Below are 25,440 nucleotides of genomic sequence, written 5' to 3' on the forward strand. Positions count from 1 at the left end.
TTGTGACATTCAATAAAATTTGGATATTTTCATTTAATATGGGCGAAAATAGATTATAATAACTTTTGTAAAAAATCTATAAAACTGATTAAGGTGTGAAAAAATGAAATTTTATCAGGAAATTCCAGTCATTCGATCGATTGCGGCAATTTTGGTCGTCGCTGTCCATGTCATCGCTGGTCTCTATTATTCTCAAGGAGAATTTACAAACGAGGCAATCGGTTATATCAACCAGTTTGCTCGAATCGGTACGCCGATTTTTGCCATCATCAGTGCTTTTCTATTGATGTCGATGGTCCAGCGCAAAGGATTTAATCTTGGAACATTCGTTAAATCGCGTTTTTCTAAAATTTTCATCCCTTATCTGATTTGGAGTACCGTCTATCTCGTGTATCGTTTTCATGTAGAAGATAGTTTGAAGCCGGGTGTGCCGTTATCGGAGTACTTCCTTTATGGAACGGCGAACTTCCATTTGTACTTCATTTTGACTGTGCTTCAGTTTTATGTCGTCTTTCCATTTCTCGTAAGATTCAAGAAAGGAACCATGCTACTTGTTGCAACAGTGGTTGCGATGGGCGTCAACTATTTCTGGCTGACGTCAGGAAGCTTAACGACGAATAACGACTTCCTCAATCAAGTCGTCAACAGTCGCTCTTTCTTACTTAACTGGATCGCGTATTTCATGATGGGAATTACATACGCTGTTTATTATGAAGAAATACAACAGATTCTAAAACGTCACCGGACGATCTTGTTGCTCATCAGTGGATTGATTTTAGTTGATATTTGGGTCAGTATTGATTTGAACCGAATTTATAATTCTACGAATCTTGCGAACCTCGTGTATATCCCGTTCGTTCTTGTCGTTTTGAATTATGCTTTTCAATATGTGCAGAGAGATGCGACAGCAATGCGACTCTTTCAAACGATTGGAACACATTCGATGGGCATCTATCTGATTCATCCGCTCGTCATCCGCGGAATCGGTCGAACAGATCTCTTTGCTTACTTCGACTCTGCGAGTATGTTCGTTTGTGCGATGATCGTCACGCTTGCAGCTTCGATTTCTGTATCGTATGTCATCAGTCTATTGCCCTACGGTAACTATATCGTTCCGGTACCGAAACGAAGAGCGCCTGCTCCAAAAATCGTTGAGGCACAGACTTCTGCTTCATAATGAAAATCGTTAACTAGACATCCTTTTCCTTCCTGCATGAGTAGGGAGGAGAGGGATGTCTTTTTTCTGAAAAAAGAGTGTTTGCTTAGGAAGCATTGAAGAAGAAATCCTGGATTCTGCTATGCTATGATGAATAGGTAGAATAGAACACGCGAGGGGGAAGAGAGCATGATATATATCGGTGTCACGGGCTGGGGAGATCATGATAGTCTCTACTTGACCCCGCAAGATCGAAAAGAAAAACTAGCTGCCTATGCTGGGCACTTTCCAGCAGTTGAGGTCGACTCGACGTTCTATGCGATTCAACCAGAACGAAACTATGAGAAATGGGTATCTGAGACACCGGACGGTTTCCGCTTCATCATTAAGGTCCACCGCGCGATGAGTGGGCACGACCGGGAAAATAAAGATCCGCTCGGACCAATTTTTGAACAATATATCACGTCGATTGAACCGATGCGTAAGAGTGGAAAAATTGCGGCAATCCTTGTCCAACTTCCACCATGGTTCGATGTCAGTAAATTGCACTTGGAATACTTGCAAACGATCCGAAAATCGCTTGCTGGACTGCCAGTCGCGATCGAATTCCGAAATCCATCGTGGTACTCGGAAGCCTATCGTGAGCGGACGCTCCGTTTTTTGAAGGAACATCAGTTCATCCATACGATTTGTGATGAACCGCAGACGGAAGACGGTTCCGTACCATTCGTACCTGTCGTGACGCAGGAGACGGCATTCATTCGATTACATGGACGAAACAAGGCCGGTTGGTTAAAGAAACCGGGTCAAAGTAGTGACGATTGGCGAAAAGTCCGCTGTCTCTATCGTTACTCAGAAGATGAGCTACAGGAACTTGCAAGTCACGTCCGCGACGTTGCAGAGGAAGCAAAGGATGTCTATGTCTTTTTCAATAACAACTCAGCAGGAGATGCTGCCCCGAATGCGAAACGATTAATCGAAATTCTTGATCTCGACTATGAACTCGCGCCGCGACAAATCTCTTTGTTTTAAATCATCAAGGGGGGCTTCTGCATGAAGTTACACATCATTCACTATAATGATTTGCACTCACACTTCGACATGTGGCCTCGCTACATGTCATTCGTCAAGGAACACCGGACGTATGATTCGCTTGTTTTTGATTTAGGCGATCATGCTGACCGTGTCGATCCAGCGACGGAAGCGACAAAAGGAAAAATTAATACGCATTTATTGAACGCGTTGATGCCGACTGCTGTGACGATCGGAAACAATGAAGGGATTACGTTTCCGCACGACTGGTTAGCAGACCTCTATACGGAAGCAGACTTTCCAGTCCTTGTCTCGAATTTAGAAGCACCATTCGCTAAGCAAGGTGTCATTCATGAGTTACCGACGGGAAAAGTCGGTGTTTTTGGTCTGACGGCACCTTATATTGAACTATACGGATTACTCGGTTGGACGATCGAAGAACCATTTGACGTCGCGGCGCGCGAGATCGAACGTTTGCGCCAGGAAGTCGACGTCCTGATTTGTTTAAGTCACCTCGGATTTTATCAGGATGAAGAACTTGCGATGCGCTTTCCAGAACTTGATTTAATCATCGGTGCGCATACACATCATGTCCTCGATGATGGTGTCGTCAAGAACGGTGTCTTAATCACGCAAGCCGGAAAACACGGTCAGTATGCGGGTGAGATTTATATGAATACGGATACGGGTGAGAAAGAAGCAGTACTTCATTCCCTACACGATTACGTTGAGGATGAGGCAACAGCGAAATTACTCGATCGAGAACAATATCTGGCGGAACAACAGATGAAGGAACCGATTGGCGAGACAGCGGGTCTAGCCAATGATTGGTTCAGTGAGTCGCCGTTTTCACAGTTGCTCGTCGAGACGATGCGCGACTGGTGTGAGGCAGATATCGCTTGTGTACCAGCCGGTATTCTGCTCGGGTCGCTTCCACCAGGTCCCGTCTCTGCCTTTGATTTACATCGACTCTGTCCACATCCGATCAATCCTTGTAAAGTCACGATGACAGGAATGGAATTACAAACATTCCTCGATGAAGTCAACAAAGAACAGTTCGAGCACTTAAAGGTTCGTGGTCTTGGATTCCGAGGAAAGTTGATGGGACGGATGCATTATGCTGGTTTGGCGGATCATCAACCGCTTGAGCTAACACGCGATTATTCTGTCGTCTTGCCGGATATGTTTACGTTCGGTCCATTATTCCCGGCCATCAAAGAGATGCCAAAAGAATATTTCATGCCTGAATTGTTGCGTGATTTGTTGTTTGAACGCTTATCGGAGAAGTCGGAATATAATGAATTGCATGTTCGCAAACCCTGATTGTTTGTTATACTAAAGCAGACTTAATTGACTTTTTGGGGATGAAGGGGGAAGCGAAACCATGGGACGCGGAGAAATCCAACGTAAACCGGAATGGTTGAAAATCAAGCTGAATACGAATGAGACCTACACAGAATTAAAGAGTATGATGCGCGAGAAAAAGCTACATACTGTCTGTGAGGAAGCAAAGTGTCCGAATATCCACGAGTGTTGGGCGGTACGCCGGACGGCGACGTTCATGATCCTCGGAAGTATCTGTACACGTGCGTGCCGTTTTTGCGCCGTGACGACAGGACGTCCGAACGAACTCGATCTCGAAGAACCAAAACGTGTCGCGGAATCGGTCCGTTTGATGAACCTGAAGCACGCGGTCATCACAGCGGTCGCACGCGATGATCTGAATGATTTCGGAGCAGGCGTTTACGCTGAGACGGTTCGTGAAGTTCGTCGGATGAACCCGGAGACATCAATCGAAGTCTTACCTTCAGACATGGGTGGGAATTTCGAAGCTCTGAAAACATTGATTGACGCACAACCAGACATTATGAACCATAACATCGAGACGGTTCGCCGTCTGACACCAACTGTTCGTGCAAAAGCCACATACGACCGGACGCTTGAATTCCTTCGTCGTTCGAAGGAGCTCGCACCTGAAATTCCAACGAAGTCGAGCTTGATGCTTGGTCTTGGTGAGACATGGGAAGAGATTCTCGAAACGATGGATGATCTTCGCGCAAACAACGTCGACATCATGACGATCGGTCAGTATCTCCAACCGACGAAAAAGCACCTCGACGTCATCAAGTACTATACACCGCAAGAATTCGCTGAACTGAAACAGATTGCGCTTGGTAAAGGCTTCTCACACTGTGAAGCTGGTCCACTCGTTCGTTCATCGTATCATGCAGATGAGCAAGTCAACGCAGCGAAAAAGAATAAAACAGCACTTCCGATCGACTAACGATCAACGACCGTTCGAGCAGCTGACTCGGACGGTTTTTCGTCTGTCAGGAGAAATGGAATATGCTATGATAAGAACAGCAGGAGGTGGGAATAATGATACAAGTCAATCGGGAACGTTATGAAGTCGTCGAAGAGAAACGGGAAGGCTTTAATGAAGAAGCCTTCATCGGTCGTTTCAGCGATGTCCTTGAAAAATATGATTATATCGTGGGCGACTGGGGGCACGGTCAATTACGACTACGTGGCTTCTATGAGGATCAACACGAGAAAGCGACATTCGATACAAAGATTTCGCATGTGGCTGATTATCTCTACGAATACTGTAACTTCGGATGTGCCTATTTCATCGTCAAGAAGGTCGGATTGGTAGAAGGAGAAGAAGCACCACCTCGCTTCGACGGTTCTTCATCCAATACGTTGAAGTTGAAACGGAAGTTCGCACCTGCACCAGACAAGACGGAAGGCGAGTAATCAAACTGTCATACAGAAAAGCGTTTTTATTGGAAGGAATTCGGCTATTACTATAAGTATCACGTACCTATAGGAGGAATCATCCATGCGAATCGTTGGAATTTACTCATCCGTACCAGAAGTCGTCAGTGCCGTGCACGATCTCCGTGTTGCGGGTGTCGTCTCGACTGATTTAAAAGTCTTAGCACACGACAAATACGATCTCGAACAAATAGAGGAATTGGCGGATCTAAACAACCAACAGACATCCACGCGTCTATCGCAGGAAGATCATCGTAATCTATGGCAGGAAATCAAGAGTATCTTCAAAAAAGATGAATCGGTCTCTCATGGAGATGCCATCCACGGAAGTGGCTTGACGAAGGAAGACGTCGATCGTGCGAATCATGCAGTCGAAAGCGGTCAATTCGTGTTACTTGTCGGTGATGAAGCGGATCAGCATTCAGAGCGCCGTGCTCATGACGAGTCAGATAATACGAATGTCTTTAGCGGACCGAACACATTAAATGAACGAAACGATCGTCTCTTATAAGACAAAAAAGCCTTCGTCCGCGACGAAGGCTTTTTTCATAGACCGATATAAGCGCGAAGATACATTTCGAGTTCCGTTGCCGCATCGTCTTCGACGTCAAACGCCGTTGCGATGTAGCCGGGTTCATCGAAATCATCCGCGCCGATGATTGCATACCGATTCGATAAGAGATTCAAGACGAGAATCTTACCATAAAAATGTTCCGAATGCGTAATGGCGAGATCAAAGCGACTTGCTTCGCCAATCCAACTGACGAAGCGTGTCTTCGTTTGTTCGACATCATCGTATAAAAAATCACGTTCTTCCATCATTCAGCTTCCCTCATTTCCCTAACGTCTGTTTCAGATTAAAGGGTTTGGGGGACTTTTTGCAAGTATGGTTTACGCGATAAGCTATGCTCGGCGATCACTTTTCGGATTGTCCGTGTTTTCGAACGCATGACAAGAGATGTCGTTTCAACGATATCATCCGTCAAGAACTTCACGCCATCGAGCATTTCGCCTGTCGTGACGCCTGTTGCTGCGAAGATGCAGTCGTCGCTTTTGATCAGGTCGTCGAGCGTTAAGAGTTGAAGTGGATCCGCTAGACCCATTCGGATGACGCGAGCTGTTTCTTCTTCGTTCAATGGATGTAAGCGTGCTTGCATATCGCCACCCATCGCTTTGACGGCAGCAGCCGTGATGACACCTTCAGGCGCACCGCCTGTTCCGATGAAGATATCGATTCCTGTCGCAGGAGAAAGTGGTGCGATTCCAGCTGAGACATCACCGTCTTCAAACAGACGGACGCGTGCGCCCATCCGCATTGCTGCTTCGCGGAAATGATCATGACGTGGACGGTCTTGCATGATGACCGTGACGTCCTCGATCCGTTTATTGTTATATTGTGCTGCCTTTTCGATGATGACTTCAAGCGGGTCGTCGAGTGAGACGTGCCCTTTCAAGTTCGGTCCGACTGTTAATTTATCCATATACATATCGGGTGCGTGGAGCAGGGCGCCTTGATCGGCGACGGCGATGACGACCATCGCATTGCCAAGTCCTTTAGCGACGATATTCGTTCCTTCGAGCGGATCGACAGCGATATCAACGATTGGACCGTTCGCTGTTCCGACACGTTCGCCGATGAAGAGCATCGGTGCTTCGTCGAGCTCGCCTTCACCGATGACGACTGTTCCGTTCATGTTGACCGTATTCAAGACTTCGCGCATCGCAGTCGTTGCTGCGTCATCCGCTTCATTTTTCTTACCGCGACCAATCCATTGAGCAGAAGCTAGTGCTGCTGCTTCCGTAGCGCGTACGATTTCCAGTGCGAGTTCCCGTTCCATGTATATAACCTCCACGTCACCAATGTGACATACTATTTTCAGCAAAAATCTAAATTGAGGATAACACATTGGTGAATGTGATGCAAATGACCTTTCTGCTTTTCAGGATTGCTGGATAACGATAAAATGGAGAATGTGAGGGGGAATGAAGATGTATTTCGTCAATCGTCAAAAAATCGAAGAGACGGTCGTCTGTTATGAGACAGCACTTCGACAAAGTAAGGAAATTACGGGGGATCCGGTGACGACGGCACTGGCTATGGAGCGGATCGGTTTTTTAGTCATCGAGAGTGTCATCGATATCGGAAACAGTATGATTGATGGATTCATCATGCGGGATCCGGGAAGTTATGAAGATATCATCCTCATCCTAGAAGATGAGAAGGTGATTGATGGACCGCTTGCGACGAGTCTGAAAAAGCTCGTTGCGTTACGTACGTTGATCGTCCGGTCATTCACACAGTCGAGTATGGCGGAGATTCGGGCGATACTTGAGACAGAGGAAGCAGAACTACGTCGTTTTCCGGAAGCGATTCGCCGGTATATCGAGACAGAACTCGGACCGGTGTCTGCATTTTTACCAAACGAGGAGTGAGTCAGGATGAAGGCAAAAGGCTATTTATTTGATTTAGATGGAACGATGTATAACGGAACGGAACCGGTAAAAGAAGCGGTCGATTTCGTCAATCGTCTGCAAGCAGAGGGCATTCCGTACTTGTTCGTGACGAATAACGCGTCGATGACGGCAGAAGCCGTGGCAGAGAAACTACGCGGGATGGGTGTTCATTCCGATGCGAAACACGTTTTGACGAGTGCGATGGCGACTGGCCGTTATATTGCTGACCTGTCACCAAAAGCGCGCGTCTATGCGATCGGAGAAACAGGACTGATCGACGCGCTTGAACGAGAAGGGTTAGACGTCGTCGCAACCGAAGCGGCAGATTACGTCGTTATTGGTCTCGATCGTCAAATCACGTACGAAAAACTCGCTGTTGGTGCACTTGCGATTCGTGCCGGTGCCCGGTTTATTTCAACGAACGGTGATATCGCGATTCCGACCGAACGTGGTTTCCTGCCAGGTAATGGTGCTTTGACGTCCGTCCTGCGCGTGACGACGGAGAAGGAACCGTTCTTCATCGGTAAACCAGAACCAGTCATGGTCGATATCGCGACAGAAATGATTGGTCTGTCAAAAGAAGACGTCATCATGGTCGGAGACAACTACCATACGGACATTCTTTTCGGGATCAATGGAGGTATCCGGACGATGCACGTCAATTCTGGCGTCCATACACCAGTCTTCATTCAAGGGCAGGATCGTCAACCGACATACATGGTTGATACGTTAGCTGAATGGATTCTATGAATCAAAAAATCCCGAACGAGAATTCGTTCGGGATTTCATGTATTAGAAGACTTGTTCGACTTCGACGACGCCAGCGACTTCTTCAAGAAGGGCACGTTCGATACCGGCCTTCAATGTGATTGTTGAACTTGGGCAGCTACCACAAGCTCCCATCAAACGGAGTTTTACGATTCCGTCTTCTACATCTACGAGTTCAACGTCTCCTCCATCACGAAGAAGGAACGGACGCAATTTTTCAAGAACTTCATTCACTTGATCAAACATTTCCATGCGTAAACACATCCTTTCGTATAGTTTCATTGTAACAGGGTTGAAAAATGTTCTCAATCTGGAAAACTTGTATACTAAAGAGGAGTGAATTGAAAAGGGGGACTTCAAGATGGAAATCACGGTTTACGGAACAGCGGTCACCTGTCCGAGTTGTGTCGGGGCACCTAGCTCGGAAGAGACATTCAGTTGGCTACAAGCCGTCCTCGGGCGGAAATATGAGCAAGCGATGACGCTTCGCTATGTTGATTTCGTGACAGCAACATCAGATCAATGGACGGAAGCGCTGAAAGAGGATGTCTATTTTTATCCACTGATCGTGCTCGATGATGAGATGATTGATGAGGGGTACGTCAAACTCAAGACGATCACAGCGGCAATCGATGCGAAGCTGGATCAGGCGGGATGAACGAAAAAGAGGTATCCCAAAGCTTGGGACACCTCTTTTGCTCATTTAATCTTTTTGTGTTTCCATAAGACACCGGACTTCAAGAGACGTGGGACTTTCCCCGTCAGTGCTTGTTTGCCCATGACGATTCCGAAACCATCTGATTTTCCGAGTGAACCGAGCATCCCGCGCAGTTTAATTTCTGGCAGCTTCGGTAATTTCTTTCCTTGCCACTTGGCTTGTAAGACATCGACGACTTGTTCTGCCTGATGTTCTGCGAGTTGACCACTTGGTGCATACGGTAGACTTGCACAATCACCGATGACGAAGACGTTATCGTATTCCGGTACGTGATGATGTTCCGTCAATTTGATCCGACCGCCACTATCCGCAGCAAAGCCGAGATCGCGTACAACTTTGACCGGCTGCGTACCAGCTGTCCAAATCGTTAAGTCGGATGGATACGTATCGTCGCCGTTTCGCACATCGTCCGCTGTGACGAGCGTGACATTCGAGTTGTTGATGACTTCAACGTCATGTTCCTCGAACCATTCCTGAACGTAAGACGAGACTTTATCGGATAAGAACGACAAGACGGATGGACCGCGGTCGAATAGACGAATCGTCAAATCCTTCCGGCTCTCATGCAGTTCACTGGCGAGTTCGACACCAGATAGACCAGCACCGACGATCGAGACAACGGATTCCGGTGACAGACCATAAATCGCTTGTTGTGTCTTCCGTGATTCTTCTAGTGTCTGGATGCTGTATGTAAATTCTTGAGCACCCGGAATGTTGTGGTATTTATCCTCGCAACCGAGGGCGATGATTAAGTCATCATAGAATAATTCTGATCCGTCCTGCAGATGGACTGTATTCGTCTCTGGTGAGATTTTGATGACATGTCCATATTTATAGGTAAGATGTTTCCCCTCCGGAAATTCAATCCGGACATCCCGATCTGATAATGTACCTGCTGCGAGTGCGTAGTATTCCGTTTTGAGTGCGTGGTACGGTAGACGGTCGACGAGCGTGACGGCAACTTCCTCGTCCTTGAATCGCTCACAAATCCGCATTCCACCATAACCTCCGCCGAGTACGATCAATTGCTTCATAACGTAAAATCCCCCTTAGTTCCCCTAAATCAGTCTGACCTTGTATAATACGACATGAGGCAGGTCGTTTCCTGCTTGAAGGAGGAAAAAAAGTGAATCCGATTATTGAATTTTGTATTAGTAACTTAGCGGCTGGTACACAGGTCGTCATGGAGCAACTTGAACGTGACCCGAATGTTGACGTCGTCGAATACGGTTGCCTCGGTTATTGCGGGATTTGTTCGCTTGACCATTTTTGTCTCGTAGATGGTGAGACCGTCGTAGGTGAAACGCCGGAAGAGTTGCTTGAAAAGATTTACCTGAAAATCGAAGAGAATGAGCTGTGAGCATGGACAGCCAAAAAATCCCCTCGTTCGTCTGAACGAGGGGATTCGTGTCCGTCAGCGGGCGCAGCTTTTCGGATCAGGCAGATTGTTGGCGGCGCATCATCCATGGGCGTAGTTTCAAGAACAATGGAATGAAGAGTGCCGAGATGAACAAAGCCTTGATGACGTTAAACGGTAAGATACCGGCAGTGATCGCTGTCCATTTGACAGCTGGATCCGCCATGTAATCCATACCGAGGAACCATGCATACGCTGGAAGGATCAAGATATAGTTGAGGATCGCAAGACCGAGTGCCATCGTGATCGTACCAGCGACGAGACCAGTTGCGAGACCTTGTGTTGATTTCTTTTTGTGGTAGAACCAGCTGACAGGTAGTACGAATGCGACGCCTGCAGCGAAGTTCGCGAATTCTCCGACCGGAACACCACTTCCGCGGAAGATGTAGTATAACACGTTCTTCAATGCTTCGACGATGACACCTGCGACCGGTGAGAACATGATCGCTGCGACAAGAGCAGGAACATCACTGAAGTCGATCTTCAGATAGTTTGGTAAGAACGGTAGTGGAAAATTGATAAGCATAAGAACAAATGAGATTGAACCTAACATTGACAGAGTGACCATTTTTTGTGTGCGTTTCATACGAGTATTGTCTCCTTTTGCTCGTTCCTCTCGATGAAGTATTGGCATGACTGCGACCATAAAGAAACCCCTATTGATCAGATCAACAGGGGAGAAGTCCGCATTAAATAAACCTAATCGATTATTGCAAAATCGATCAAATTCAAACTCATGCCGCCATCTTCTCCCATCCAGACTGTACTGTCGGCTCCTGAATTACACAGAATCAGCAAATAGCGCCCTATTCGCTCGCGGGCTTCAACTTAAAAAGAGTTGTTTACCGCCGGTCGGGAATTTCACCCTGCCCTGAAGATGGAACGATTATTTTATTGTACATACCATTTATACAACGAATTCAAGATAGTTTCAAGCAACTAGGTTTCGATTCGCTCAGAAGTTGCGTATACTAAAGAAAAGGAAGGTGATGACATGATCCATTTAACGGAGGCAGCAGCGCTACAAGTCCAGGACATGATGGCGCAGGCACCAGCAGATGAACGAAATCTTCGGATGCTCGTCCAAGGTGGTGGATGTAGTGGTCTGTCGTACGGAATGGGATTCGATCAACAAAAAGAAACGGATCTCGTTTTTGAACAGCACGGCGTGACCGTCATCGTGGACGAAAAGGATTATCCGGTCGTCAAAGGACTGGAAATCGATTATAAACAGTCAATGCTTGGTGGCGGATTCACGATCACGAATCCGAATGCCATCGCAACGTGTGGTTGCGGAACATCATTCCGGACAGCAACGAATGCCGGGACACCAGGTGGCTGTTAATGAATCCAATCGTGGACATCGTCCACGATTTTTTTGTTGCTCTCATACAGGAGACTTGTTGAGTTTACTCGAAATATTACAGAGAGTGAATGCTACTACGAACAGGGAGGGCTTCAGGATGAGAAAAGTATTGATCTTCGGGGGAACACGCTATTTCGGACGACGCTTAGCAATTCGTTTAGCCGATTCGGGGGATGATGTGACGATCGTCACACGCGGTGAGCATACTCCACCCGTCGCGAAGGGCTTGACATTTTTCAAAGGAGACCGAACGTCAAGTAGTACGATGAAGGATTTAAGCCAACAGCACTGGGATGTCATCTATGACAACATTTGCTTCACGCCGTATCAAGCAAAGCTCGCGATCGACGCGTTTGAAGGAAAAGTCGGACGCTATGTGTTGACGTCGACGATGTCTGTTTATGAAGACGGTGGTGCGAATATCACGGAACGTGCCTACAATCCGTTTCCCGGGAAATATGATCTTGAGAAGGAACATGGGTATGGCGAAGGAAAGCGCCAAGCGGAGAGTTATTTCTTCCAACGCGCGACCTTCCCTGTCGTTGCCGTTCGTTTTCCTGTTGTCCTCGGACCAGACGATTATACGGAACGACTTGTCTTCCATATCAAACGCGCGCTTGACGGTCGTCCGATTATCGCTGAAAACAACTATGCGAAGATGGGCTACATCTCAAGTTACGAAGCCGCTGCCTTTCTTGAATGGTGTGGTCGTTCGGAATTGACAGGACCGATCAACGCTGCGAGTGACGGCGTCCTATCGATTCAAGACCTGATGGATAAAATCGACCGTATTGCGGGAACGACGAGCCAAATCGTCGCAAAAGGAGAGGATGAATCGCCACTTGCGCCAGAACGCGATTTCTATATGGATACGACAGCTGCGAAAGAAGCGGGCTATCTGTTCCAACATATCGATGACTGGCTCGATCGTTTGATTGAAGAGGAGGTGCGCAATCACCAATGATGCAGTTGATGAAACCAACTCTTGCGTGGGAAACGGAGTACCGTGCCTTTTTAGAAGACTGGCGAGAGTCAGGCGAAACGATCGTACCGGAAGCGGTCGGGGATACGTATGAACCGCTCGCTACCTATTTCGCGGAGCTTAAAGAAATGGAAACGACAGTCAGAGAAGGTCTTGTCACGCATTCGACGTACTGGATGGTCGATGGACAACGAATTGTCGGCGCATTGAACTTCCGGCATGATTTAACGGAGAACTTGAAGTTGTATGGAGGACATATCGGATACGGGATCCGACCATCCGAGCGTCAGAAAGGGTATGCGACGACAGGTCTTCAGCTTGCGCTTGAAGAAGCGCGTCAGCGTGGACTTGATCAAGTACTATTGACGTGTGGTGTTGATAATCTCGCATCACGTCGTGTCATCTTAGCGAACGGCGGACAGGAAATCGAACCAACTGTTCGCAATGGACGCGAGACACGTCGCTTCATTATCCCGTTATGAGAATTCGTGAAGCACGTCTTGAAGATGCGTCGACCATTGCGCGCGTTCATATCGATGCCTGGCGGGAGACGTATCAAGGGATCATCCCTGATTCTTATTTAGCACAGTTGTCGTACGAGAAACGGACGAAACAATGGGAGCAGACGTTAGTCGATCAGCGCGTGTATGTTGTGGAGTTAGAAGACGAAGTCGTTGGCTTCGCGCAAGGTGGACCAAATCGAAGGGATGCGCGTGAAGGAGAACTCTACGCGATTTATGTTTTGCGAGCTTCTCAAGGGCAGGGGCTCGGGAAGGCATTGTTTCAACGTATCATCGAGGACTTGGCGGAATACGAGGCAATGCAGGTTTCTGTCTTGCGGGATAATCCGGCGTGCCAGTTTTACGAGCGATTCGGCGGTCAGCTCTTCGAAGAATCGATGATTAAGCGTGGTGGGGTGGAACTCGTGCAGCGGGTTTACCGGATGCCTGTTAAAAGATCATTCGTATGAAATCGGACGTTTCAACATCTTCGCTTTCCTCAGGCGGGATGTAAGCCGCGCCAGTTCCCATTCCATGTGATCTGTCGGGTCTTCCTTATCCCTGACGGAAGCACACATCGTGCTTCCTTTTCCTGTAGGAGTCAAAGATGTTTGGTCACGTCCTAGGTGTGATTCCATCAAAATAAGAGGTCGGACTCCGGTATGTTATCCAGAATTCGACCTCTTATTTGTTTGCAGCCATTCATTTATCTCAAGAATGATTCGTTACTTTTTCGAACAGACTCGTCGAGTGTTGCGGGTGACGAGCCGATGGATCGACAAGAAGTTTCGCCTGGTTGACGGCAATCGGTGCTTCACCGAAGCCTGTTGCGATCAATTTGACGCGTCCTTCGTAAGTCGCAATATCTCCACAAGCGAAGACGCCTGGAATCGCAGTCTCCATCTTCGAGTTGACGCGAATCGAATTGCGTTCGAACTCGACTTCCCATTCTTTGAGCGGCCCAAGTGACGAGACGAAACCAAAGTTGCAGACGACATCGTCAGTAGCAACGACGACGACTTCGCCACTTTCAGCATGTTTGAACGTCATCGTCTCGATGTGCGTCTCACCTGTGACCGATTCGAGCGTATACGGCGTCATGACGTTAACGGATGAGTCATGTAATAGTTCGACCGAATGTTCATGGGCACGGAACTTATCGCGACGGTGGACGAGCGTGACAGATTTCGCAATCGGTTCAAGCATCAATGACCAGTCGACTGCTGAATCGCCACCACCAAGCAGGACGACTTGACGATCCTTGAAACGTTCCATGTCGTTGACGAAATAGTGCAAGTTTGTTTCCTCGAAGCGTTCCGCGTCCGCGACACCGAGTGGGCGCGCAGCGAACGAACCGTTCCCTGCTGTCAAGATGACGGTCTTCGTATAATGCTCGCCTTTGTTCGTGACGAGGCGGATGATCCCATCATCCATCTGTTCATAAGCGATGACTGTCTCACCGAGCACATACGTCGGATCAAATTCATTCGCTTGTTCAAGTAGCCGATCGACTAGTTCCTGCGCTTTTACTTTTGGAAAACCGGCGATATCGTATATATATTTTTCAGGATAAAGCGTAGCGAGTTGACCACCTAATTGAGGTAGACTCTCGATGACCTTCGTCTTCATCTGGCGCATTCCTGAATAAAACGCGGTGAACAGTCCTACCGGACCGCCGCCGATGATCGTGACATCATATGGTTGGTACATCTGATTCCCTCCTAGCATTGGATAGGTCTATTATATAGGAAGTAGGGGGTTCAGGTGCAAGTACGGAACATCTCACATTTTTTTAAAGGAAATTACATTTTTCTTTTGCAATCATTCTTAAAAAGTGTTTCAATAGGCTTATAGACATGTGAACATTATTTGAACAAAGTTTTTGAACATTCGTCTGTAATTGAATGTGAAGAAAATCACAACAAAACTACGATTCGTAAGGAGTATCAGAACATGAACACACCTAACATTGTTATTCTTGGAGCGGGCTACGGTGGATTGATCACAGCAGTCAACCTTCAAAAGAAACTCGGCGTCGATCAAGCGAACATCACGTTGATTAATAAACACGACTATCATTACCAAACAACTTGGTTGCATGAACCAGCTGCAGGTACGATGTCTGCGGAGCAAGCACGCATCTACATCAATGATGTCATCAACCCGTCACGCGTCAAACTTGTCAAAGGGATAGTTGAGAAAGTCGACACGGCTGCTAAAACGGTTCTTTTACAAGATGGCGGAACAGTTCCTTACGATTACGTCGTCGTTGCTCTCGGTGGCGTTCCTGAAACATTCGGTATCAAAGGATTGAAGGAACACGCATTAACGATCAGCTCGTTGAACAGCGTCCGTAAAATCAAGGAACATATCGATTACTCATTCGCACAGTACAAAACAACAGGATCACAAGATCGTTCACTCTTGACGATCGTCGTTGGTGGTGCTGGATTCACAGGAATCGAGTTCATGGGTGAACTCGTCAACCGTATTCCAGAACTGTGCAAACAATATGATATCCCACGCGAACTCGTTCGTGTCGTTAACATTGAGGCAGCACCAACAGTCCTTCCAGGATTCGATGCTGATCTCGTCAACTACGCACACAAATGGCTTGAGCGCCAAGGCGTCGAGTTCAAACTCGGTAACGGTATCAAGGAATGTGGACCAGGAAGCGTCACGTTCGGTCCGCTTCAAGGCGACACGACTGAAACGATCGAAGCAAGTACGATCATCTGGACAGGTGGCGTCAGCGGTAACCCTGTCGTTGCAGCATCTGGTTTCGAAGCGATGCGTAACCGTGTCGTCGTCGAAGAAGATCTTCGTGTTCCAGGACACGATAACGTCTTCATGATCGGTGACTGTTCAGCAGTCATGGATCCAAGTTCGAACCGTCCGTACCCACCAACTGCACAAATCGCGACACAACAAGCACACAAAGTCGCTGAGAACATCGCAGCACTCATCGCGGGTCGTCAAACATCGACGTTCACGTACGAGAACAAAGGAACGGTCGCTTCACTTGGTCACAAGGACGGTATCGGCATGGTCTTCGGTAAGAAGATTTACGGTCGTAACGCATCGTTCATGAAAAAAGTCATCGACAACAAACACTTCTTTGAACTGAAAAAACTTGGTCTTGCGATCAAAAAAGGGAAGTTCTAAGTTCACGTTTTAGGCAAATGTACACTCGTGCATTTGCCTTTTTTGTCGGTTATACTAGAAGAGATTCAAAGGGGGAACAGTATGCATATCATTCAAGCCGTGATCGGGAGTGTGCTTTATCTCGTCATGTTCTTTAGTATCGGATTCATTTTAAACATGTTGTTACGGAGTACATGGGTGATGCTCGTACTCTATCCGATCATCCTCATCATGATGATCGATAACCAATCAACGCTCGAATACTTCACGAATGCTCGTGAAGCGATTCCGAATCTTGGGGACCGGATTGCTGGACTGCAGGCAGCGGATATCACGATGTTCGCAGCTGGGTTTGCTGGAATCATCATCGCCGGTCTATCGATTCGCTTCTTGCGTAAGAGCGGTTACCAAATGTTTTAAAGTCTACTTGAGTAAGTAGGCTTTTTTCGTGCTTGAAAAACCGTTATAATAAAAACAATGTCTTTAAATAAATGTGTAAGAGCAGATTGGGTTGAGAGCGAATGGATAAACAAATGTACCACGTTATCAAGGTATTGAATAATAATGTCGTCATTTGTTCAACTGGTGCGAATCAGGAAGTCATTATCCTCGCGAAAGGGATTGGCTTCGGTCGGAAGCCAGGCGATCAACTGACAGATCTCGACAAGTTGGAAAAAGTCTACACGTTGAAGGATAAAGAAGAACAGGATCAATATAAGGCGCTCGTCGGTCACCTTGATGAAAATTTCATCGCGTTGATGAATGAAATCGTTTCAATGATCGAGACACGGTTTGGAAAAAAAGTCGATGAACATATCCATATCGGATTAACGGATCATTTGACGTTTACGTTCAAACGACTGGAACAAGGAATGGAAGTAACCAATCCGTTTCTTGCCGAAACGGAAGCCTTGTATCCGGAAGAGTACGCACTTGCAGAAGAAATCGTCGAGTTCATCAGTGCCGAGATGAATTTTTACCTGCCTCCAGCCGAGATAGGATTCATTGCACTTCATATTCATTCTGCGACGAACTTCAAAGACGTACTTGAAGTTAACCGCCATCATCAGCTCGTCGGTTTAATTGCTAGTCATATCGAACAGCGACTGGAGATTAAAATCGACCGAAAATCGCTTGATTACAAGCGTCTGATTCGGCACCTTCGTTCAGCGATTGAAAGGGTTTCCAATGGGGAGTATCTAGAGGCTCCAGAAAAAGTAGAAAAGCTATTGCGTGAAGAATATCCGCTATGCTATGATACTGCTTGGGAGCTGATGTCCATCATGGAACGTCAGTTGAAGAAAGCGGTACCGCGCGGTGAGGCGACGTATCTTACGATGCATCTGCAACGCTTAGTGCAGTACGATTCAGGTAAATGACCGCACGGACTACGTGTTACTGATACGATCAGGCATGAGTGGGATGTCGGGCAAGAAGCTTTATTTCCGTTATGCAACGGGATAAGTCTATTGTCTACAATCCGCTCGTGCCTGATTTTTTTCTGTAAAAAAACGGTCAGATGTCTGACTTTTTTCGTCTCAATCATTGGCATTATTCATCATACTTCGCTCTTAACAGGAAAAGGAGGAAACACACATGTTTAAACAGATTTTTGCTGTTCTTCAACGTGTCGGTAAAGCGTTGATGCTTCCTGTAGCGATTTTGCCAGCTGCCGGTATCCTACTCGGATTCGGTAACGCGATGCAAAATCCGAACTTGACGTCAAAACTCGAGTTCTTAAAAAATGATGCAATCATCAAGGTTGCAAAATTGATGGAAGCAGCTGGGGATATCATCTTCGGTAACTTAGCACTCTTATTCGCGGTCGGTGTCGCGATTGGTCTTGCAGGGGACGGCGCAGCCGGACTTGCGGCAATCGTCGGATTCTTGATCATGAACAAAACAATGAGCGTATGGCTCGGCGTTACACCTGAAATGGTTGCTAACGGTCAAGGATATGCAAACGTACTCGGTATCCCAACACTTCAAACTGGGGTATTCGGTGGTATCATCATCGGTCTAATCGCAGCTTGGGCGTACGGGAAGTATCATAATCTCGAATTGCCACAGTTCCTTGGATTCTTTGCTGGTAAACGTTTCGTTCCAATCGTCACAGCAGTTGTTTCATTGGTTGCAGGTCTCGTTCTCGTATTCGTCTGGCCGTTCGCGCAAGATGGATTGAACACGTTCTCTCACTTCATGATGGAGAAAAACCCAACACTCGCAGCATTCGTCTTCGGTCTCATCGAACGTTCGTTGATTCCATTCGGTCTTCACCATATCTTCTATGCACCATTCTGGTTCGAATTCGGTTCGTATAAGAATGCAGCAGGAACAGTCGTTCATGGTGACCAAGCGATCTTCTTCGCACAATTGAAAGACAACGCAAAATTAACAGCTGGTACGTTCATGACTGGTAAATTCCCGTTCATGATGTTCGGTCTTCCAGCAGCAGCACTCGCAATGTACCACGAAGCTCGCCCAGAGCGTCGTGCAGTCGTTGGTGGTCTTCTTGGATCAGCAGCACTTACAGCATTCTTGACAGGTATCACAGAGCCAATCGAATTCGCGTTCTTATTCGTAGCTCCAATCTTGTTCGCAGTTCACGCAGTTTTCGCAGGTCTTTCGTTCATGACAATGCAATTGTTGAACGTTAAGATCGGTATGACATTCTCTGGTGGTTTGATCGACTTCCTTCTCTTCGGTGTTCTTCCAGGACGCACGCAGTGGTGGCTTGTCATCGTCGTCGGTCTTGCACTTTCTGTCATCTACTATGTTGGATTCCGTTTCGCAATCCGCAAATTCAACCTGAAAACTCCAGGTCGTGAAGATGCAGTTCAAGAGACTTCATCTGCTCAAGGTTCTGAACTTGCTGAAGGTATCCTCGATGCACTCGGTTCAGAGTCGAACATCAAACACTTGGATGCATGTATCACACGTCTTCGTGTTGAAGTTCTCGACAAATCGAAAGTCAACAAAGATGAGTTGAAAAAATTAGGTGCTGCTGGTGTCCTTGAAGTTGGTAACAACGTCCAAGCGATCTATGGACCGAAATCAGACAACATCAAGTCTGAGATTCAAGCTGTCATCACGTCACGTAAACAAGAAAAAACAGTCTAATGTTTTTTAAGATGAGTCCTTCTGCGGAAGGGCTCATTTTTTTTTCGAAATCGTTTAGAATCGTTTTGCACTAGAATATTTTAGGGTATGAATTAAGTAGTTTGTTTAAAAAAAGGAGGGAATATGCGCATGTGGAAAAACGTGTTTGGTGTCTTACAGCGGATCGGTAAGGCCCTGATGTTACCGGTAGCGATTTTGCCGGCAGCGGGATTATTGCTTGCGTTCGGGACAGCGTTTCAAAACCCGAACTTAACACAATATTTACCGTTTCTGGAGAACGATTCGCTTGTCGTCATCTGGCGAGTCATGCAGGATGCGGGTGACATCATCTTTGCGAACCTCGGATTATTGTTCGCTGTAGGGGTCGCGATTGGCCTTGCGAACGGAGAAGGGGTCGCCGGCTTAGCAGCCATCGTCGGTTTCCTGATCATGAACAAGGTCATCAGTTCATTCTTGCAGATTACACCAGAAAAAATCACAGAAGCACAAAAGGCGAGTGATTTGTCGTATGCGACGGTCCTTGGGATACCGACCTTGCAAATGGGGGTATTCGGGGGGATCATTGCCGGTTTGATAGCAGCGTACAGTTATAATAAATTCTTTAAAATCAAACTGCCTGATTTCCTTGGATTCTTTGCAGGTAAACGTTTCGTTCCGATTGCGACCGCCTTGTTCAGTCTTGTCGCAGGTTTTGCTTTGTCATATATTTGGCCACCGATCGGAACAGGCATCAATACGTTCTCCAAAACAATCATCGAAGCGAACGAACCGTTGTCTGCCTTCATCTTTGGACTCGTCGAACGTTCATTGATTCCGTTCGGTCTTCACCATATTTGGTACTCAAGCTTTTGGTTCCAATTCGGTGAATATACGGATAAAGCAGGAACGATCATCAATGGGGACCAGCGAATCTTCTTTGCACAATTAAAGGACGGTGTACCATTTACAGCAGGGACATATATGACTGGGAAATATCCATTCATGATGTTCGGTTTGCCAGCAGCCTGTCTTGCAATGTACCATACTGTCGCAAAAGATCGTCGAAAAGCTGTTGAAGGTCTTTACTTCTCAGCTGCATTGACGTCTTTCCTAACTGGGATCACGGAGCCAGTCGAGTTCTCATTCGTATTCGTTGCACCGCTTTTGTTCGCTGTGCACGCTGTTTTTGCAGGTCTATCGTTCATGATTATGGACTTGCTAAACGTTAAGATTGGGATGACGTTCTCCGGCGGATTAATTGACTACACGTTGTTCGGGATTTTACCGAATCGCACTTCGTGGTGGCTTGTCATTCCAGTCGGTCTCGTTTTCGCCGTCATTTATTACTTCGGTTTCCGTTTCGTCATCACGAAATTCGATCTGAAGATTCCAGGACGTGAAGCGATTAAAGAAGGTGCTGCGACATCGACGGCACAAGCAGGTGATCTTCCGTATGAAATCCTGCAGGCGTTTGGTGGTCCATCGAACATCAAGCACCTCGATGCCTGTATCACGCGTCTTCGGATTACGGTCAATGATAAATCAGGTGTCAACAAGGATCGCTTGAAAGAGCTCGGTGCTGCCGGTGTCCTTGAAGTCGGAGATAACGTCCAGGCAATCTTTGGACCGAAATCTGATGGGATCAAGTCAGAAATGGCAGATATCATGAAAGATCCAAATTACAAACCGAAAGAGACACCGGAAGCTGATCCGATTCCACAAGTTCCAACAGGAGATGAAGCGCGAACTTCTGGATCGGGTACAACCGATACGGGACCACTCGCTGGGGATCGTGGTGGTGCTTATGTGCCTGAAGATGGATACGTCGCACCACTGAGCGGTATTATTCGTTCTCTGGATGATGTACCGGATCAAGTATTCTCCGGTCGTATGATGGGTGACGGATATGCGATCGAACCGACGGAAGGATATGTCGTCTCTCCCGTCTCTGGTGAGATCACAACCTTCTTCCCGACGAAACACGCAATCGGTATTCTTGCAGATAATGGAGATGAGATCTTAATTCACATCGGTATTGATACAGTGTCACTTGAAGGAAAAGGATTTGAGGCATTAGCGAAAGCTGGAGATCGTGTCGAACCGGGGACACCACTTCTCAATGTCGATCTCGAGCAAGTACGACCACTCGTGCCATCTTTACTAACACCGATCATCGTCACGAACATTGGCGATCGAAAAGTCGACGTCGATGTCGGACAGACGGTCGAAGCCGGAGAAGCGATTTCATATCGTGTAGAGTAAAGGAAGAAAAGCGACGGATCGTCACGAACGGTCCGTCTTTTTTTGTGTGAAAATATCGTAGAGCATATTTGATAGTGAGATTTTGCACATATGATGATACAATGAGTTAGCTATTATAAGAGTTAGCTAATTTTTTAGAAATGAGGTGCGTCGATGTCTTCGACTACAACAAAAACGAATACGACACCTGTCGTCATCGGATTATTGATTGGTATTTTAGTCGCAGCGATGGATAACACGATCGTTGCGACGGCGATGCCGACGATCGTCAGTGAACTGAATGGGTTTGATCAGTACGCTTGGGTCACGTCGGCTTACATGATTGCAACCGTTGCCGGGATGCCGATTTTCGGTAAATTGAGCGACATGTATGGAAGAAAACGCTTCTTCCTCTTTGGGATGCTTATCTTCATGATAGGGAGTATCTTGTGTGGAATGGCAGACTCAATCATTGAATTATCTGCGTATCGTGCCTTGCAAGGGCTTGGTGGCGGTGCGTTGATGCCGATCGCCTTTACGATTATTTTTGATATCTTCCCACCGGAGAAACGTGGGAAAGTCAGTGGATTGTTCGGAGCGGTCTTCGGGATTTCGAGTATCTTCGGACCGTTGCTTGGTGCCGTATTGACGGATTCCCTCGACTGGCGCTGGGTATTTTATATCAACATCCCACTCGGATTGATTGCCCTTGGTCTCGTGACGGTCTTCTATCAGGAATCACCAGTTCACCGGACACAGAAAATCGACTACGTCGGTGCCTTTACGCTTGTTGCAGGATTGGTTTTATTCTTACTCGCGCTCGAAATGGGTGGGAAAGAGTATGCATGGTCTTCACCACAAATTCTTGGTCTGTTCGGAGCAGCACTCGTCGCGTTCGTTGCCTTCGCATTCGCTGAACGCCGTGCCGCGGATCCAGTTATTACATTCAGTCTGTTCCGTCGTCGTTTATTTGCAGCAACACAAGGCGTTGCGTTCTTTTATGGATTCGTCTTCATCTCGGCGAGTGTGTTCATTCCGATCTTCGTTCAAGGTGTCTTTGGTGGCAGTGCGACGAACTCCGGTCTGATCCTGATGCCGATGTTAATTGCCTCAGTCATCTCGGCGCAGCTCGGTGGCCAGTTGCCGAATAAGTTTGGTTTCCGAAATGTCATGATCGTCTCGGCTGTCTTTTTCCTACTCGGTGTCTATCTCCTCAGTACAATGACGCTTGAGACATCGCGTACAGCAGTAACGATCTATATGATCATTCTTGGGTTCGGTGTTGGCTTTAGCTTCTCGTTGTTGAACCTAGCAAGCATCAATGGGATCGAGATGCAACGTCGTGGTGCTGCGACGTCGATGGGATCGACATTCCGGACGATCGGGATGACGCTTGGTGTCACGGTCCTCGGCATCATTCAATCACGAACGTTCACATCGGCTGTAGCGGATCGATTGCCGCAAGGTGGAGCGCCGTCAGGTGGGCAGTTCCCGACGGCAGCTGCCTTTGCGAAGATGCCACCAGAAGTCGCGACAGCAATCAAGACATCGCTTGCAGAATCCATCTCTACCGTCTATTTCTGGACCTTGATTCCAGCAGTACTCGGTGTCATCTTTATCTTCTTAATGGGGAACGAGCGTCCGATTTTATCGGAACAAGCGACCCCAGAGAAGAAAAAACAAGCTCAATAATCAGGTTTCAACAACGCCTTCTTTCTTATTTAAAAGAGGGCGTTGTTTTTTTGTTAATCGGCATAAAAAAAGACGAACCTGGATTACTCCAGATTCGTCTAACAGAAATTATTTTTTGATATCGAATGTCGTGCTGAGGAAGTCGACGACTTCTTCTGCTGTATCCATATCAAGCACTTGCTCGACGATTGCTTCACATTCTGACTTGTTGAGGCGTGTCATCAAGCTACGTGCGCGAAGGACAGATGAAGCAGACATCGAGAACTCATCAAGACCAAGCCCAAGAAGGATTGGGAGTGCCAATTCTTCTCCTGCCATCTCACCACACATGCCGACCCATTTGCCTGCTTTGTGTGCTTCTGTGATGACGTTGTTCAAGAGGTTCAAGATCGCAGGATTGAACGGTTGGTACAGGTACGATACTTTTTCGTTCATCCGGTCTGCTGCCATCGTGTATTGAATCAAATCGTTCGTTCCGACAGAGAAGAAGTCGACTTCTTTTGCGAACTGACGAGCCATGACCGCAGTTGCTGGGATCTCGACCATCATACCGACTTCGATGTCTTCTGATACAGTGACACCTTCACCTTGGAGATTTGCTTTCTCTTCAAGGAGAAGTGCTTTTGCAGCACGGAACTCTTCGATTGTTGCGATCATTGGGAACATGACAGCGAGTTTACCGTATGCACTTGCACGAAGAAGTGCGCGCAATTGTGTACGGAACAAGTCTGTTTGATCGAGACAGAGACGGATCGCACGGTAACCGAGGAACGGGTTCATCTCGTGTGGGAGATCAAGGTACGACAATTCTTTGTCGCCACCGATATCGAGCGTCCGAATGACGACTTTTTTATCGCCCATTGACTCGAGAACTGTTTTGTATGCTGTGAACTGCTCGTCTTCCGTTGGGAATGTCTCTGCATCCATGTAGAGGAATTCTGTACGGTAGAGACCGACAGCTTCTGCTCCGTTTTCAAGCACGCCTTTGACATCGTTTGGTGTACCGATGTTTGCAGCGAGCTCGACGTGGTGACCGTCAGCCGTCATTGTTTTTTCGTTCTTGAGTTTTTTCCACTCTTCTTTTTGTGCGATGTATGCTGCACGTTTTGCTTCATACTCAGCGACTTGCTCTTCACTTGGGTTGACGATGACATCACCTTCCGCACCGTCAAGGATGAGAAGATCGCCGTGTTTAACGTCCGTCAAGACAACTTTTGTTCCGACGACTGCTGGGATTTCGAGTGAACGTGACATAATGGCAGAGTGCGATGTCCGGCCACCAATGTTCGTTGCGAAACCTTTAGCATACTTACGATTCAATTGTGCCGTATCTGAAGGAGTCAAGTCTTCCGCGATGATGATGACTTCTTCGTTAATTTGAGCTGGAGTGACGAACGTGATACCGAGAAGGTGAGCCATCGTCCGTTTCGTGACGTCGCGGACGTCCGCTGCACGTTCACGCATGTATTCGTTATCCATTGATTCGAAAATCATGACCATCATGTTCGCGACTTCATCGAGTGCTTTCGCAGCATTTGCTTGCTCGTCCTCGATTTTTGCGTTCACCTGACTAACGATTTCCGGATCTTCTAGGATTAGAAGGTGAGCCGAGAAGATCTCCGCTTTATCTGGACCTAATTCTTTTAAGGTATTTTCACGAATGACTTCGAGTTCCGTCTTCGATTTTGCGATCGCTGCTTGGAAACGTTCTTTTTCCGCAGCCGCATCCTCGATTTTGTGCGATGGAATCTCAAAGACCGGTGTTTCCATCACGAATGCCTTTGCAATCGCGATCCCTGCAGAAGCGCCAATTCCTTTGATGTGTTGTGCCATGTGCATTACCCTCTTTTCAGTAAGTTTTTTTAACGCGACGACTTCGTTTCTTAGCTATCTATAGATACCCATAAACGCCTCTCTCTTAACGAGCCTTCTGCGCACTCTCCCTTGAATGAAAACGTAGACATTTCCCGGAACAGCAAACGCATCGTTTCTTGAAGTGTCTCAATATTTCACCTGTTTAATCCTATCATATTGTGAAACGGGCAACAATTGTTTGAAACCAAGCATTTCGACAAATTGGCAAACAAGAATTA

The 25,440-nt window shown here is 47.1% G+C and carries 27 protein-coding genes and 1 riboswitch; of the genes, 20 read left to right on the forward strand and 7 right to left on the reverse strand.

Translation table 11 applies throughout. The features are described 5' to 3' along the window. Positions 1–103: 103 nt before the first annotated feature. The 6 genes from B2751_RS07825 (at position 104) to B2751_RS07850 (ending at position 5,477) form a co-directional block, all read left to right on the forward strand. A complete protein-coding gene (locus tag B2751_RS07825) occupies positions 104–1,177 on the forward strand; it encodes an acyltransferase (protein WP_290774108.1) in 1,074 nt (357 codons plus the stop codon). Between the two features lie 168 nt (positions 1,178–1,345). Then, positions 1,346–2,188, forward strand: a complete 843-nt coding sequence (locus tag B2751_RS07830; protein WP_290774111.1) for a DUF72 domain-containing protein — start codon at positions 1,346–1,348, stop codon at positions 2,186–2,188. Positions 2,189–2,209: 21 nt separating this feature from the next. Next, positions 2,210–3,511: a bifunctional metallophosphatase/5'-nucleotidase gene (locus B2751_RS07835; protein WP_035406022.1), complete on the forward strand. Its 1,302-nt coding sequence runs from the start codon at positions 2,210–2,212 to the stop codon at positions 3,509–3,511. 61 nt (positions 3,512–3,572) lie between these two features. Further along, positions 3,573–4,472, forward strand: coding sequence for a lipoyl synthase (lipA, locus tag B2751_RS07840; RefSeq protein WP_035406024.1), 900 nt, complete (start codon positions 3,573–3,575; stop codon positions 4,470–4,472). Positions 4,473–4,567: 95 nt separating this feature from the next. Then, positions 4,568–4,945, forward strand: coding sequence for a YutD family protein (locus tag B2751_RS07845; RefSeq protein ID WP_056062847.1), 378 nt, complete (start codon positions 4,568–4,570; stop codon positions 4,943–4,945). An 85-nt stretch (positions 4,946–5,030) separates the two neighbouring features. Beyond that, on the forward strand, positions 5,031–5,477 hold the full coding sequence (locus B2751_RS07850) for a general stress protein (RefSeq protein ID WP_214727844.1): 447 nt from the start codon (positions 5,031–5,033) through the stop codon (positions 5,475–5,477). Positions 5,478–5,512: 35 nt separating this feature from the next. Here B2751_RS07850 and B2751_RS07855 read toward each other — a convergent pair whose 3' ends face one another. Beyond that, positions 5,513–5,788: a DUF3055 domain-containing protein gene (locus B2751_RS07855; RefSeq protein ID WP_023469147.1), complete on the reverse strand. Its 276-nt coding sequence runs from the start codon at positions 5,786–5,788 to the stop codon at positions 5,513–5,515. A gap of 35 nt (positions 5,789–5,823) precedes the next feature. Next, positions 5,824–6,804: a class II fructose-bisphosphatase gene (gene glpX / locus B2751_RS07860; protein ID WP_035406031.1), complete on the reverse strand. Its 981-nt coding sequence runs from the start codon at positions 6,802–6,804 to the stop codon at positions 5,824–5,826. A 151-nt stretch (positions 6,805–6,955) separates the two neighbouring features. Here glpX and B2751_RS07865 point away from each other — a divergent pair, with 151 nt between their 5' ends. Both B2751_RS07865 and B2751_RS07870 read left to right on the forward strand, forming a co-directional pair. After that, the gene (locus B2751_RS07865; RefSeq protein WP_290752216.1) at positions 6,956–7,399 is read left to right on the forward strand and encodes a DUF86 domain-containing protein; all 444 of its coding nucleotides are present in this window, start codon (positions 6,956–6,958) and stop codon (positions 7,397–7,399) included. Between the two features lie 6 nt (positions 7,400–7,405). After that, positions 7,406–8,170, forward strand: a complete 765-nt coding sequence (locus tag B2751_RS07870; protein WP_023469144.1) for a TIGR01457 family HAD-type hydrolase — start codon at positions 7,406–7,408, stop codon at positions 8,168–8,170. A gap of 42 nt (positions 8,171–8,212) precedes the next feature. Here B2751_RS07870 and B2751_RS07875 read toward each other — a convergent pair whose 3' ends face one another. Beyond that, a complete protein-coding gene (locus tag B2751_RS07875) occupies positions 8,213–8,440 on the reverse strand; it encodes a NifU family protein (protein ID WP_012371190.1) in 228 nt (75 codons plus the stop codon). A 109-nt stretch (positions 8,441–8,549) separates the two neighbouring features. Between B2751_RS07875 and B2751_RS07880 the strand changes: the two genes are divergently transcribed. Further along, positions 8,550–8,846, forward strand: a complete 297-nt coding sequence (locus B2751_RS07880; RefSeq protein ID WP_290774114.1) for a DUF1462 family protein — start codon at positions 8,550–8,552, stop codon at positions 8,844–8,846. A 41-nt stretch (positions 8,847–8,887) separates the two neighbouring features. On the opposite strand, the gene B2751_RS07885 is transcribed toward B2751_RS07880, so the two are convergent. Next, positions 8,888–9,940 carry an NAD(P)/FAD-dependent oxidoreductase gene (locus B2751_RS07885; RefSeq protein ID WP_035406037.1) on the reverse strand — a complete coding sequence of 351 codons (1,053 nt, stop codon included), beginning with the start codon at positions 9,938–9,940 and terminating at the stop codon, positions 8,888–8,890. A 92-nt stretch (positions 9,941–10,032) separates the two neighbouring features. Between B2751_RS07885 and B2751_RS07890 the strand changes: the two genes are divergently transcribed. Next, positions 10,033–10,266 carry a YuzB family protein gene (locus B2751_RS07890; protein ID WP_023469141.1) on the forward strand — a complete coding sequence of 78 codons (234 nt, stop codon included), beginning with the start codon at positions 10,033–10,035 and terminating at the stop codon, positions 10,264–10,266. A 76-nt stretch (positions 10,267–10,342) separates the two neighbouring features. Here the strand turns inward: B2751_RS07890 and B2751_RS07895 are convergent, their stop codons facing one another. Beyond that, positions 10,343–10,909 (reverse strand): ECF transporter S component, encoded by a 567-nt coding sequence (locus B2751_RS07895; protein ID WP_029342415.1) that lies wholly within the window; start codon positions 10,907–10,909, stop codon positions 10,343–10,345. A gap of 154 nt (positions 10,910–11,063) precedes the next feature. After that, a riboswitch (FMN riboswitch) is annotated at positions 11,064–11,206 on the reverse strand. Positions 11,207–11,317: 111 nt separating this feature from the next. On the opposite strand from B2751_RS07895, the gene B2751_RS07900 reads away from it, so the two are divergent. The 4 genes from B2751_RS07900 to B2751_RS07915 all read left to right on the forward strand — a co-directional run bounded on the left by B2751_RS07900 (position 11,318) and on the right by B2751_RS07915 (position 13,641). Then, the gene (locus B2751_RS07900) at positions 11,318–11,668 is read left to right on the forward strand and encodes a HesB/IscA family protein (protein ID WP_029342414.1); all 351 of its coding nucleotides are present in this window, start codon (positions 11,318–11,320) and stop codon (positions 11,666–11,668) included. A gap of 118 nt (positions 11,669–11,786) precedes the next feature. After that, positions 11,787–12,653, forward strand: coding sequence for an NAD-dependent epimerase/dehydratase family protein (locus B2751_RS07905; RefSeq protein ID WP_290774118.1), 867 nt, complete (start codon positions 11,787–11,789; stop codon positions 12,651–12,653). After that, entirely contained in the window at positions 12,650–13,153 is a 504-nt protein-coding gene (locus tag B2751_RS07910; protein WP_290752205.1) for a GNAT family N-acetyltransferase, read from the forward strand. Before B2751_RS07905 ends, B2751_RS07910 begins: the two co-directional genes overlap by 4 nt. Then, positions 13,150–13,641 carry a GNAT family N-acetyltransferase gene (locus B2751_RS07915; protein WP_290774120.1) on the forward strand — a complete coding sequence of 164 codons (492 nt, stop codon included), beginning with the start codon at positions 13,150–13,152 and terminating at the stop codon, positions 13,639–13,641. Before B2751_RS07910 ends, B2751_RS07915 begins: the two co-directional genes overlap by 4 nt. Positions 13,642–13,882: 241 nt before the next feature. On the opposite strand, the gene B2751_RS07920 is transcribed toward B2751_RS07915, so the two are convergent. Further along, complete coding sequence (locus B2751_RS07920; RefSeq protein WP_290774123.1) at positions 13,883–14,881, reverse strand: NAD(P)/FAD-dependent oxidoreductase; 999 nt, start codon at positions 14,879–14,881, stop codon at positions 13,883–13,885. Between the two features lie 243 nt (positions 14,882–15,124). Here B2751_RS07920 and B2751_RS07925 point away from each other — a divergent pair, with 243 nt between their 5' ends. From B2751_RS07925 to B2751_RS07950, 6 genes are all read left to right on the forward strand, one after another. After that, positions 15,125–16,336, forward strand: a complete 1,212-nt coding sequence (locus B2751_RS07925) for an NAD(P)/FAD-dependent oxidoreductase (protein ID WP_023469134.1) — start codon at positions 15,125–15,127, stop codon at positions 16,334–16,336. A gap of 81 nt (positions 16,337–16,417) precedes the next feature. Further along, positions 16,418–16,735: a YuiB family protein gene (locus tag B2751_RS07930; RefSeq protein ID WP_035406048.1), complete on the forward strand. Its 318-nt coding sequence runs from the start codon at positions 16,418–16,420 to the stop codon at positions 16,733–16,735. A 101-nt stretch (positions 16,736–16,836) separates the two neighbouring features. Further along, the gene (gene glcT / locus B2751_RS07935; RefSeq protein ID WP_035406051.1) at positions 16,837–17,694 is read left to right on the forward strand and encodes a glucose PTS transporter transcription antiterminator GlcT; all 858 of its coding nucleotides are present in this window, start codon (positions 16,837–16,839) and stop codon (positions 17,692–17,694) included. Positions 17,695–17,911: 217 nt separating this feature from the next. Beyond that, positions 17,912–19,435, forward strand: a complete 1,524-nt coding sequence (ptsG, locus tag B2751_RS07940) for a glucose-specific PTS transporter subunit IIBC (protein ID WP_290752189.1) — start codon at positions 17,912–17,914, stop codon at positions 19,433–19,435. A gap of 129 nt (positions 19,436–19,564) precedes the next feature. Then, positions 19,565–21,676 carry a glucose-specific PTS transporter subunit IIBC gene (ptsG, locus tag B2751_RS07945; RefSeq protein ID WP_290774126.1) on the forward strand — a complete coding sequence of 704 codons (2,112 nt, stop codon included), beginning with the start codon at positions 19,565–19,567 and terminating at the stop codon, positions 21,674–21,676. Positions 21,677–21,829: 153 nt separating this feature from the next. Then, a complete protein-coding gene (locus tag B2751_RS07950) occupies positions 21,830–23,347 on the forward strand; it encodes an MDR family MFS transporter (RefSeq protein ID WP_290774129.1) in 1,518 nt (505 codons plus the stop codon). Between the two features lie 108 nt (positions 23,348–23,455). Here the strand turns inward: B2751_RS07950 and ptsP are convergent, their stop codons facing one another. Next, positions 23,456–25,180: a phosphoenolpyruvate--protein phosphotransferase gene (gene ptsP, locus B2751_RS07955; protein ID WP_056062784.1), complete on the reverse strand. Its 1,725-nt coding sequence runs from the start codon at positions 25,178–25,180 to the stop codon at positions 23,456–23,458. Positions 25,181–25,440 lie beyond the last annotated feature (260 nt).

The organism is Exiguobacterium sp. UBA6282 (genome assembly GCF_002440475.1).
Lineage (GTDB): Bacteria > Bacillota > Bacilli > Exiguobacteriales > Exiguobacteriaceae > Exiguobacterium_A.